General features: G+C 48.9%; 9 protein-coding genes. 5 read left to right on the forward strand and 4 right to left on the reverse strand.

Annotated features, from left to right (window positions below; genetic code table 11):
• The first annotated feature begins 378 nt into the window (after positions 1–378).
• Positions 379–1407 carry a porin gene (locus BIT28_RS28055; RefSeq protein ID WP_075768273.1) on the forward strand — a complete coding sequence of 343 codons (1029 nt, stop codon included), beginning with the start codon at positions 379–381 and terminating at the stop codon, positions 1405–1407.
• 63 nt (positions 1408–1470) lie between these two features.
• Here BIT28_RS28055 and BIT28_RS28060 read toward each other — a convergent pair whose 3' ends face one another.
• Together BIT28_RS28060 and BIT28_RS28065 are read right to left on the reverse strand one after the other, a co-directional pair.
• Positions 1471–2019: a regulatory protein ToxS gene (locus BIT28_RS28060; RefSeq protein ID WP_075768274.1), complete on the reverse strand. Its 549-nt coding sequence runs from the start codon at positions 2017–2019 to the stop codon at positions 1471–1473.
• Positions 2010–2876, reverse strand: a complete 867-nt coding sequence (locus BIT28_RS28065; RefSeq protein WP_075768275.1) for a winged helix-turn-helix domain-containing protein — start codon at positions 2874–2876, stop codon at positions 2010–2012. The genes BIT28_RS28060 and BIT28_RS28065 overlap by 10 nt, the downstream gene beginning before the upstream one ends.
• Positions 2877–3075: 199 nt before the next feature.
• Here BIT28_RS28065 and htpG point away from each other — a divergent pair, with 199 nt between their 5' ends.
• The 4 genes from htpG to BIT28_RS28085 all read left to right on the forward strand — a co-directional run bounded on the left by htpG (position 3076) and on the right by BIT28_RS28085 (position 8338).
• The gene (htpG, locus tag BIT28_RS28070) at positions 3076–4977 is read left to right on the forward strand and encodes a molecular chaperone HtpG (RefSeq protein WP_075768276.1); all 1902 of its coding nucleotides are present in this window, start codon (positions 3076–3078) and stop codon (positions 4975–4977) included.
• Positions 4978–5154: 177 nt separating this feature from the next.
• On the forward strand, positions 5155–5799 hold the full coding sequence (gene adk, locus BIT28_RS28075; RefSeq protein ID WP_075768277.1) for an adenylate kinase: 645 nt from the start codon (positions 5155–5157) through the stop codon (positions 5797–5799).
• A gap of 125 nt (positions 5800–5924) precedes the next feature.
• Positions 5925–6899 carry a ferrochelatase gene (hemH, locus tag BIT28_RS28080; RefSeq protein WP_075768278.1) on the forward strand — a complete coding sequence of 325 codons (975 nt, stop codon included), beginning with the start codon at positions 5925–5927 and terminating at the stop codon, positions 6897–6899.
• Positions 6900–7033: 134 nt separating this feature from the next.
• On the forward strand, positions 7034–8338 hold the full coding sequence (locus tag BIT28_RS28085) for an inosine/guanosine kinase (protein ID WP_075768279.1): 1305 nt from the start codon (positions 7034–7036) through the stop codon (positions 8336–8338).
• 191 nt (positions 8339–8529) lie between these two features.
• Here the strand turns inward: BIT28_RS28085 and asnB are convergent, their stop codons facing one another.
• Both asnB and BIT28_RS28095 read right to left on the reverse strand, forming a co-directional pair.
• Positions 8530–10206 carry an asparagine synthase B gene (gene asnB, locus BIT28_RS28090; protein WP_075768280.1) on the reverse strand — a complete coding sequence of 559 codons (1677 nt, stop codon included), beginning with the start codon at positions 10204–10206 and terminating at the stop codon, positions 8530–8532.
• Between the two features lie 324 nt (positions 10207–10530).
• Positions 10531–12117, reverse strand: coding sequence for a cation:proton antiporter family protein (locus BIT28_RS28095; RefSeq protein WP_075768281.1), 1587 nt, complete (start codon positions 12115–12117; stop codon positions 10531–10533).
• Between the last annotated feature and the right edge of the window lie 39 nt (positions 12118–12156).

A 12156-nucleotide genomic window follows, 5' to 3' on the forward strand; every position in this document is an offset into this window, starting at 1 on the left:
CGGTGAATGCCTTTTGTTTTATTATCATTGCGTTTATTTGTTTTTGCATTTGGCGGGTTAAATTAACGTCTAAATGTTTTATTTTTAGCTGGTTCAGTAATTTATAGTCGCTTTTAGTTTTTACCTAAACTTATTTTCTAACTACATCTAGATAAATAATTTTTAAGGCTGTTTTTCTTCATAACACTCTGATTATCGGTATTTAATATTGTCATCTCGGACAGAACAGAAATGCCATGGAAGTTACCCGAGTGCACCTGGTTATTACGGCTAAGCGTAATGAGAGTGCTCTCGGGGAGCGAAGGCAAGGGATCAAAATATAAATACCATCACCTGACATATAGCAAACGGGCGTATGCAGGTTATTAGGAGTTGGACATGAAAAAGACAGTTGTAGCAACAGTAATTGGTTCTGTTGTTGCTAGCGCATCAGCAATGGCAGCAGAAGTCTATAAAACAGATGAGCTTTCAGTAAATGCCTACGGTAACCTGCGTGCACGCTATGAAACAACCGATAACGGCCATATGGGGGCGGACAGTACGTTTACCGGTGAGGGGACGGAGCTTGGTCTGGGGATCACTTACTTCCTGGATAATAACATGTACGTCAACGGCGATGTCATGTATGAAATGAATATTATCCCGGAAGACGGTGACGGCAATGATGATGATAATTTCCTGAAATTCGGCTCGGTGGCGATTGGCGGTGACTTCGGTGAGTTCCGTATCGGTCGTATGTCGGCAGTTCAGGATACCTTGGCCGGTCAGTATGATATCACCTGGGAATATGGCGGAACGGCAAACATCAAAGAGGATGCGTTTGCGACCGATCGTCTTACCAATGGTATTCAGTACAAGATAGATATTAACAACCTGAGCGTTATGGCGCAGTACCATACCGGTGATGAAGGAGTCGATGCGAACGGTGTGGCAGACCCGGATCTGGGGGAACTCGGTATCGACCAGGCGTATGCCTTGGGTGTGGCCTGGGCCTCTGACTTTGGCCTTGGCTTATCGGCTACCTATACCTACTCCGAGCGCACCGAGAAGGACATGACCTACGGCGGTGATGACGATACCTCCTGGACGCTGAACGCCACCTATGCCTACCAGGCGCTTTCACTGGCTGCAATGTACTCTGATTACGACTTCGCCGGCGAGGAGAGAACCGGTATCGGTGCGATGGCTCGCTACGATCTGCCTGTCGGTGTCGGTTTGTACGGTGTCTACGATTATGTCGACTACGATACCCAGGACGACAAGCTAAACCAGTTCACCATTGGTGCTGACTACTGGCTAAATGACAGTGTTGTCTCGTATGCCGAATATGCCGATCAGAGCTTTGACGAAGAAGTTGCCGGCAGCGATGACAGTGCATTCACGATTGGTATGAGAGTGTACTTCTAAGTTGTAAGTTGAAAGGAATGTTCATTGTGGTTGGGGGAAGCGAGCGCTTCCCCCTTTTTTTGTTTACAGCGAGTAAAGAATGCTCGAACCATAAGTCAGGCTGGTCAGCAATAGCGATTTCTTATTGATGATATCAATACGGCGGCTTTGCTGGGCATCCATCCGGAATACCTGTTTGACAATCGCCAGATGGTGGCTCTGGAAGTCTTTATTCTGGCCAGAGGTAATGTCCTTGAATTCAAGCGGTTCGGTAAGCAGATAGCCCCCGCTGATGTCCCATTTCCCCGATTCGGAAATGTGCAGGGTAAGTGGCTGCTCGCTTTCGCTAAAGAGTTTTAGCAAGGTTATGCGCGAGTAGGTTTTATTGGGCAGGTAGACAACATGGCTGCTTTGCTCGACACGACGTAGCATTCCTAGCTGTTCTAGTTGCATGGCTTCAATCCGGCTCACAGACATTGACTGCCATTCACGGGACATGAGCAATTGTTCCTGCTTGTAGTCGCTGGAGAAATAGAGCCAGGCGCTGAAAGAGGTCGATAATGCCAAAACGATGAAAGCCCAGTACTGCTTGCAGAATACCGAAAAGTGGCTGTGTTTAGTTTTTACTGACATAGCTTGGTATTATCCTCATGGCTAGTAAGCAATCGCAGGGTGACGTTTTCGCCTGGTACTGAGGTGCCGTGAATGTAGTTCAGCCATAACTGGTTGCTTTGTCCGCCTGTGGCAATGACCTCTAACGGACGCTCATCACCCTGATGGTACTCAAGATAGGTCTCCACACAGCTCGAAATCAGTGTTTTCCACTGCATCAGATCAGGGTGGTTTTTAGGCGTCAGCACCTGAACGCCGTTAACGGTCAGCAATGGCTTGAAGGCCTCTGACTTTGGCGGAAAGCTTAAATTCACCAACAATGGTAAGAAACAGGCAATCATCACTGCCACAATTTTCAATATGGCTACTTTCGATGGCTTGTTGTTTTCTACCGCATTATTGCTTTTTTTCGATGGAACAGCGCTCGGTTCAGCAGTCGCACTTTGCTGCGCTAGTGTATCCATGCCAGGCTCGGAGGTAACGGCTTCCGCATCGGCGTGAGCGAGTGGCGTTTCGGTCACTGCTGGGCTGTCAGTCATCTCATTGACATTGGCGATCATCTGATAGCCGCGCTTAGGCACGGTCTTGATAAATTCCGGCGATTTCGTCGAGTCTTTCAGCGCCTTGCGAAGCGTCGAGATGGCCTGGGTCAGGCTGGAGTCATCAACTTCGAAGCCTTGCTCACGCCAAACATAGTCATGCAGGCGGGTACGGGTGATGATCGCACCAGGTTCTTCAATCAGCAGGCTTAATGCTCGGCTTTCATTGCTGCCGAGTCGGGTGAGCTCATCGTTTTCAGATTGATCGATTAAGCTATTGTCATAAGGGTCAAAGAGGAACCTCTGACCAATCAAATATTTATTTGATATTTTATTCATTTTTAGCACCAATGGCACAGTTGAGCTGATTATATAGCATGAATTCCCTGAATCATTTCTGAATGTAAATTTTTAAAAGGGCGGCTGAAAAAATATAAATATTATAAAAAGCGCATTTTAGGTTGAAAAACCGAACTTTGGCCATATCTATGAAATGAATTGATATAGATTACGTAATACGACTAGTTACGGAGTTGAAATGAGCGAGCAAAATATCCATAAAAATAAGGAAACACGTGGCTTTCAATCGGAAGTAAAGCAACTTTTACATCTGATGATCCACTCATTGTATTCGAACAAAGAGATCTTTTTACGTGAGTTGATTTCTAATGCCTCTGATGCGGCGGACAAGCTACGCTTTCGCGCCCTGTCGCAACCTGATTTATATGAGAAGGATGCTGAACTAGGCGTAAAACTGTCATTCAATGCTGATGCCGGCACCTTGACTATCCATGACAACGGTATCGGTATGACCCGCGATGATGTGATTGAGCATCTGGGGACGATTGCCAAGTCCGGCACCAAAGATTTCTTTGCCAAGTTGAGCGAAGATCAGTCTAAAGACTCCCAGCTGATCGGTCAGTTCGGTGTTGGTTTCTATTCTTCTTTCATTGTGGCTGACTCGGTGACAGTGAATACCCGTGCGGCAGGTGCCCCTGCCGATCAGGCTGTATGCTGGCACTCTAGCGGTGAAGGCGATTATTCGGTCGAAGATATCGAAAAAGCGAGCCGTGGTACCGAGATCATTCTTCACCTTCGTGAGGACGAGAAAGAGTTCCTGAGCGAGTACCGCTTGCGTGACATCATTGGCAAATACTCTGACCACATCGGTATTCCAGTCTTTATCCAGACCGCAGAGCGTGACGAGGAAGGCAAGGAAACGGGAACCAACAAATGGGAGCAGGTCAACAAGGCCCAGGCGCTTTGGACCCGCAACAAGTCAGAGATCAGCGAAGAAGAATATAAAGAATTCTACAATCATGTCTCACATGATTTCGCCGAGCCGCTGGCGTGGAGCCATAACCGCGTCGAGGGTAATCAGGACTACACCAGCCTGCTGTATATTCCATCGAAAGCACCGTGGGATATGAATAACCGTGACAGCAAGCACGGCCTTAAACTGTATGTACAGCGTGTTTTCATCATGGACGATGCCCAGCAGTTCATGCCTTCTTACCTGCGCTTCATGCGTGGCCTGATTGATTCTAATGATCTGCCACTGAACGTATCGCGTGAAATCCTGCAGGACAACAAGGTCACTCAGGCGCTGCGCAAGGCATGTACCAAGCGTGCGCTGACAATGATGGAGCGTATGGCGAAAAATGATGCCGAGAAGTACCAGACATTGTGGAACGAATTTGGCCAGGTGCTAAAAGAAGGGCCTGCCGAAGATTTTGCCAACCGTGAGAAAGTCGCCAACCTGTTGCGCTTTAGCTCAACGCACAGCGAAGTGGCCGAGCAGACTGTCTCGCTGGCTGATTATGTTGAGCGGATGAAAGAAGGTCAGGATAAGATTTACTTCCTGACGGCAGACAGTTTCAGCGCTGCCAAGAACAGCCCGCACCTGGAGCAGTTCCGTGCCAAGGGCATCGAAGTTGTTCTGATGCATGATCGTATCGATGAGTGGTTGATGGGTCACCTGCCTGAGTTTGACGGCAAGCAGTTCCAGGCAATCACCAAAGCGGATCTGGATCTGTCCAAGTTCGAAGACGAGGAAGAGAAAGAGAAGCACAAGCAAACTGAAGAAGAGTTTAAGTCTGTGGTTGAGCGGACGAAGAGCTACCTTGGTGATCGTGTGAAGGATGTTCGTACCACGTTCAAGTTGCAGGATACACCGGCTGTTGTGGTGACCGATGAAAATGAAATGGGTACGCAAATGGCTAAGCTGCTGGCTGCGGCGGGGCACGATGCGCCAGAGGTGAAATACATCCTTGAGCTTAACCCGGAGCACGCTCTGGTCAACAAGATGGCCGATGAACCTGATGAAGAGGCATTTGGCCGCTGGGTTGAAATGCTGCTAGGTCAGGCAATGCTGGCAGAACGTGGTTCGATGGACGATCCGTCTCAGTTCCTGGCCGCCGTTAACAAGTTGCTGGCATAAATTTGCTAACAGGTGTCGATGTGACTAAGGTCTTATCGATTCTATTGTCAGCTTCAAATAGTATTCTGATAAAGCATGTAATCCAGGCTCGGCAATAGTGCCGGGCTTGCGACTGCGGGCTAATCAGTGTATTTTTCTGTTTTTTGAAAAACTCCATCTTATTTAAAGGGGATCAAGATGCGCATCATTCTTCTGGGCGCTCCAGGTGCAGGTAAAGGTACTCAGGCACAATTCATCATGGAGAAATTTGGTATTCCTCAAATCTCTACTGGTGACATGCTACGTGCGGCGATCAAAGCTGGTACTGAGCTAGGTAAGCAAGCGAAATCAGTAATTGACGCTGGACAGTTGGTGTCTGACGATATCATTCTTGGTCTGGTTAAAGAGCGTATTGCTGAAGACGATTGTGCAAAAGGCTTCCTGCTAGACGGCTTCCCACGCACAATTCCTCAGGCTGATGGCCTGAAAGAAATTGGTGTAGCTGTTGACTATGTTATCGAGTTTGACGTTTCTGACGATGTTATCGTAGAGCGTATGGCTGGCCGTCGTGCCCACCTGGCTTCAGGTCGTACTTACCACACGGTATACAACCCGCCGAAGGTTGAAGGCAAAGATGACGTAACGGGTGAAGATCTTGTTATCCGTGAAGATGACAAGGAAGAGACAGTACGTGCTCGCCTGGGTGTTTACCATGACCAGACTTCGCCTCTTATTGCTTACTATGGCAAAGAAGCAGAAGCGGGTAACACTAAGTACCTGAAGTTTGACGGTACGCAGCCTGTTGCTGCAGTAAGTGCTGAACTGGAGAAAGCACTGGCTTAATCGACGCTTCGCATCGAATCGAAAAAACGGGTTAGCTTTAGGGCTAACCCGTTTTTTATATGCATGATTTTATTAAAGCTGATAAAGTTAAGCCGTCAGCGCATTTTTAAAACGCGAAGGAAAGTATGAGCGAAAAAAATAATAATTACGGAGTATTGCTGGTTAACCTGGGGACGCCGGACGAAGCCTCGCCTGCAGCCGTTAAACGCTTTTTATCTGAATTTTTGCATGATCAGCGAGTCGTCGATATGTCTCGCTGGCTATGGTGCCCGATCCTTCATGGCGTTATCTTGCCGATTCGTTCTCCGAAAGTCGCCAAGCTATACCAGTCTGTCTGGATGGACGAGGGTTCACCCCTGATGGTGTATTCCCGACGCCAGCAGAGGCAGCTGGCTGAAGCCTTGCAGGTGCCTGTCGAGTTGGGAATGACTTACGGTAACCCCTCGCTTGCGAGCGGTTTGGAGAGCCTGAAGCAGCAGGGCTGCCATAGGGTACTGGTTCTGCCGTTGTATCCGCAGTATTCACAAACCACAACCGCCGCAGTTTTCGATAAAGTGGCAAAGGTGCTCAAGTCCTGTCCGGAAATTCCTGAACTGCGCCTTGTGCACAACTATTTCGATCATCCCGAGTACATTAGTGCGTTGGCAGAGTCAGTGACAGAGTTTTGGGATGATCACGGCAAGCCGGATTACCTGTTATGTTCCTACCATGGCATTCCCAAGCGCTACGCCGATAACGGTGATCCGTACCCGCAGCACTGTAACGGTACGACTGCGTTGCTAGCGGAAAAACTTGGTCTGCCTCGCGAGCAGATGAGTATGAGCTACCAGTCCATCTTTGGTCGGGAAGAGTGGTTAAAGCCCTATACCGAGCAAACTATCTCGGAGCTGGCCCAAAAGGGGATAAAGCGACTGGATGTGATGTGTCCGGCTTTCTCTGTCGATTGCCTCGAAACGCTGGAGGAGATTGCCGAACAGTGCAGGGAAACCTTTATCGAGGCAGGTGGAAAGGAGTTTAATCTGATCCCGTGCCTTAACGATAATCCCGCTCATATTGCAATGATGGCGCAGATCGTCAGTCAAAATACCCAAGGCTGGTAAAGCCGTGTACAGACTGTACCTAATACTTTCCTCTTAAAAAGTTGAAGCTCTCAAAAACTGTGAGAGCTTTTTCTTTTCTGTTCTATATTCTGTGATAGAATTCGCAAAATTTTCCCAACTGACAGCTCATTGACATGAAATTTCCAGGCCAACGAAAATCGAAGCATTACTTTCCCGTACATGCCCGTGATCCTCTTTTGAGTCAAGCCAAACAAGAAAAGCGCCTCACACGTACGCACGTTGTGGGCATCGATCAGACTCTGGTGGATATCGAAGCATGTGTTGATGATGAATTCCTGGAACGCTATGAGCTAAGCAAAGGCCACTCTTTGGTTATTACCGATGATAAGGCCGAAGCGCTGTATCAAGAGCTGAAAGAAAATGACCTGATCAGTCATGAATTTGCTGGTGGTACGATCGGTAATACCCTGCACAACTATTCTGTTCTGGCTGATGACAAGTCGGTGTTGCTCGGTGTAATGAGCAAAGATATCGAAATCGGCAGCTATGCCTACCGTTATCTTTGCAATACCTCGAGCCGTATGGATATGAACCACCTTCAGCCAGTACATGGCCCTATCGGTCGCTGTTTTGCACTGATCTCGAAAGAAGGCGAGCGGACATTTGCGATCAACGAAGGCCGAATGAACCAGCTGGATCCGAATAGCATTCCAGAGAAGGTATTCGAAAATGCTTCTGCTTTGGTACTGACTGCTTACCTGGTGCGTTGTAAAGAAGGCGATCCGATGCCAGAAGCGACCATGCGTGCGATTGAGTATGCGAAAAAGCATGATGTACCTGTGGTACTGACGCTGGGTACTAAGTTTGTTATTGAAGACGATCCGCAGTGGTGGCGAGATTTCCTACGCGACCATGTGACGGTTGTTGCGATGAACGAAGATGAAGCCGAAGCACTGACTGGCGAAGCAGATCCGCTTGTTGCCTCTGAGAAAACCCTGGAGTGGGTTGATTTGGTACTGTGCACCGCAGGCCCTGTTGGTCTGTATACTGCGGGTTATACCGAAGATGATGCGAAGCGCGAAACTAGTTTGCCGCTGTTGCCGGGTGATATCCCTGAGTTCAACCGCTACGAGTTCAGCCGTCCAATGCTGAAGAAAGAATGTGAGCAGCCATTGAAGGTCTTTTCTCACATTGCACCGTACATGGGTGGCCCAGAGCGCATCAAAAATACCAATGGTGCCGGTGATGGTGCACTGTCAGCCCTGCTGCACGATATGTCAGCAAACCGTTACCACAAAGAGAACGTGCCTAAATCAAGCAAGCACCAGCATAACTTCCTGACCTATTCGTCGTTCTCACAGGTTTGTCTGTACTCGAACCGCGTAAGCTACGAAGTGCTGGCGCAGCACTCTCCGCGTCTGTCCCGTGGTTTGCCAGAGCGTGAAGACAGCCTGGAAGAGGCATACTGGGAGCGTTAATCCCCAGAGGCGAGGTGTTAGTTCCTAGTCTCGAGAAGAAAAACCGCCGGAAGGCGGTTTTTTATGTCTGTATTTTGTGAGTTAACCCCTCCCAGCCTCCCCTTGAAAAGGGGAGGGGAAAGGCAATGAGAGCAAAAACAAAAACGAGAGCGCAAGGCTCTCGTTTCAGTATTTAGATGATAACTGGGCCGTTAGGCTTTCTGCTCATAAGCTTCGTTGTGAACGGCAGCGACAGCACGGCCTGATGGATCGGCACTGTTCTTGAAACTCTCATCCCATTCAATGGCCTTAGCACTTGAACAGGCGATTGACGGGCCGCCAGGTACACATTTCGCGGCATCTTCAAGCGGGAACAGCTCTTCAAAGATTTCACGGTACATATAGCCTTCTTTGGTTGTCGGCGTGTTGTACGGGAAACGGAACTTGGCTGTTTCAAGCTGCTGCTCGGTGACCTTGGCTTCTGCAACTTCTCTTAGTGAGTCAATCCAGCTGTAACCAACACCATCAGAGAACTGCTCTTTCTGACGCCATGCAACGGATTCTGGCAGGTAGTGGCCGAAGCATTCACGGATGATGTGTTTCTCCATCTTGCCATTACCGCACATTTTATCTTCTGGGTTCAGGCGCATTGCCACTTCAAGGAATTCCTTGTCCAGGAACGGTACACGTGCTTCGATGCCCCAGGCAGCCATTGACTTGTTGGCACGGGCACAGTCAAACATGTTCAGTGCCAGCAGCTTACGTACTGTTTCTTCGTGGAACTCTTTTGCGTTCGGTGCTTTGTGGAAGTAAAGGTAGCCGCCGAAGACTTCATCTGCCCCTTCGCCGGAAAGCACCATCTTGATCCCCATAGCACGGATCTTACGTGACATCAGGTACATTGGCGTTGAAGCACGGATTGTCGTGACATCGTAAGTTTCAATGTGGTAAATCACATCACGAATGGCATCCAGGCCTTCCTGAACTGTATAGGTCAACTCATGGTGAACGGTACCAATGCTGTCTGCTACCACTTTAGCCGCTTTTAAATCAGGCGCGCCTTCAAGGCCGATAGCAAAGGAGTGCAATGTCGGCCACCATGCTTGAGATTGCTCGTCATCTTCGATACGACGGGCCGCGAACTTTTTGGTGATAGCGGAGATGACAGATGAATCCAAACCACCTGACAACAGCACACCGTATGGAACATCTGTCATTAGCTGACGCTTAACCGCACTCTCTAGTGCATTGGTCAGTGCAACTTTATCGGTCTTTGCGTCGGCAACGGTATCAAACTCCATCCAGTCACGCTTGTAGTAACGCACCGGCTCGCCTTTCTTGCTCCATAGGAAGTGGCCTGGAGGAAACTCGCTGATGGTTTTACAAACCGGTACCAGTGATTTCATTTCAGAAGCAACATAGTAGTTACCGTGCTCGTCATAGCCGTGGTACAGCGGGATAATACCGATATGGTCACGACCGATCAGATAGGCATCTTCCGTCTCATCATAAAGGATGAAGCCAAAAATACCGTTGAGGTAGTCAAGCAGTTCCGGGCCTTTCTCCTTGTAGAGCGCCAGAATAATTTCACAGTCAGACTCAGTCTGGAAAGGGTAGTCGGGTGCAAACTCAGCCTGAAGTTCTTTGTGGTTGTAAATTTCACCGTTTACCGCAAGAGCATGTGTTTTATCTTCGTTGTACAGAGGTTGCTCACCGCTGTTTAGGTCAACGATAGCCAGGCGCTCGTGCACCAGAATGGCTTTATCTGACGAGTAGATACCTGACCAGTCAGGACCGCGATGACGCATTTTCTTGGACATTTCTAGCGCGGTTTCGCGCAACGCTGCTGCATCACTCTTGATGTCTAAGATACCGAATACTGAACACATACTTCTGACTCCAACTTTTAAATCGCTTGTCGCTATCCATAATTGTTTGGGAGGGAGTAAGAATTGAGTATCTAGTTCCTAGTCTAGAGACTTAATTCTTACTCCTTGCTGCTAACGTCTCCCGTTCTTAATTGTTAAAATTGCGTATTCGGTAAAATAAAGCAACCTTTAATCTCTATTCAATTGAAGAAAAGCCTTGTCGGTGAATATTATCTAATAAAAAAGACTTTATCTGAATTTTATCTATTATTAGCTGGTTTTTTGAACGAAAAAACAAACGGCAGCCGAGGCTGCCGTTATAAAAAGTGAAGAATGGTTGAGGGGCTAGAGTGGTTTTATATCGGGCGACAGGTGCTCACAGACATGGCGGGCAAACCCACTACCTGCCTCGTTGTAAATGTTGAATGCCGCATCGACTCCCAGTTCGCTGAGCAGGGCTTCATCATCACTGTATTTGGCTATCGCCGCGATCTTACCTTGGTAATGACCTTCTCGAATCTGTTCCAGGGCAAAGCTGTTGGCCTGGCTATGAGGCATTGCCAGCAAAATCAGTTCGGTGTTGTGGCGTGAGATAACTCGAGCCCAGAAATCGGGGTCGGTAGCGTCGCCGTGGATCACATTGCGCCCGGCGGCTCGATGGAGCTGGACGGAGTCTTCACGGGTTTCGATACCAATGACTTGCTCGCCATAGCGTGCGACTAGTTCGTCGTAGGCACCTGAACCAATACGGCCCATGCCCAGAATCATGATTTTCTTGTTTCCGAGGTCAATCAGTTTATCGCTCGAATTAAGTTTGTCTGGCTCAAACTCTTTTAGCCACTTCGAAGCATCTTTGTATAACCGGTGGCCGATGCTATTGAGTGGAGCCGCGATCAGGAATGACAATGAGACGGCAATGGCGATGGCAACCAGAAAGTTGCCAGGCAGCATTCCCAGACTGTACGCTAGCCCGCCGACAATGAGGCCGAACTCGCTGTAGTTGAACAAGGTGAGCGTACCAAGCAGTGATGTCCGGACCCGGTAGCGGAACAGGTTAAAGATGATGTAGTAGAGGATGCCTTTTATCGGCAGCAGCAGAAGTAGTAGAATGGCCATCAGGAAGCCGTCGAGGGTCGGCTCTTCCGACAGACCTATGTTGAGGAAGAAGCAGACAAGCAACAGCTCTTTCAGGTTGAACAGTGATTTTGACAGCTCCGAGGCCTTAGGGTGAGCGGCTAGCATCATCCCCAGGATCAGAGCGCCCAAATCGGCCTTCATGCCGACAGCCTCGAACAGGCCTGCACCGGCGACCAAGGCAAGGAAAATCCCATATAGCACCAGCATTTCCCCGTGGCCGGCCTTGTCGAGAATTTTAAACAGTGACGGACGCAATAGGGGCAGGGCAAACAAGGCCAGTGCAGTGATCTCGGGCACCTTGCCGGTTGAAACGGTCAGGAAAATAACGGCAAAAATATCCTGCATGACCAGTACCCCAATGGCAAGGGTACCGTAGGTAGAGTTGAGCTCGCCTTTTTCCTGCAGCGCCTTGATCGCAAAAACGGTACTTGAAAATGAGAGTGCGAAGGCAAGCAGGCCAAGCTGCACCATATCCAGCTCGCTGAGCATTCCGAGGCCGAGTTGTTTCAAAGCCAGCAGGGCAAGGGTAAAGAGGCCGGTTGTCAGCAGGTTATGCAGTGTCGCCCCTCCCCAGATTTCTTTGGCAAGCAGGGTTTTGACATCGAGTTTGAGGCCTATCGAGAACAGTAGCAGGGTAACGCCGAGATCGGCCAGGACACTGAGGACCTCGGTTGACTGGTAGCCTGCGCTATTGAGGGCAAATCCCGCGACAAGGAAGCCTACCAGAGGAGGAAGCTTGCACCTCAGGGCTATAAAGCCAGCCAGGAAGGCGGCTATGATAAAAATAAGTTCCATGTTGAGACTAATTATCCTTTCTTATTGTGTTCCCGGTAG

The sequence above is a fragment of the Photobacterium proteolyticum genome (genome assembly GCF_001939735.1).
Lineage (GTDB): Bacteria > Pseudomonadota > Gammaproteobacteria > Enterobacterales > Vibrionaceae > Photobacterium > Photobacterium proteolyticum.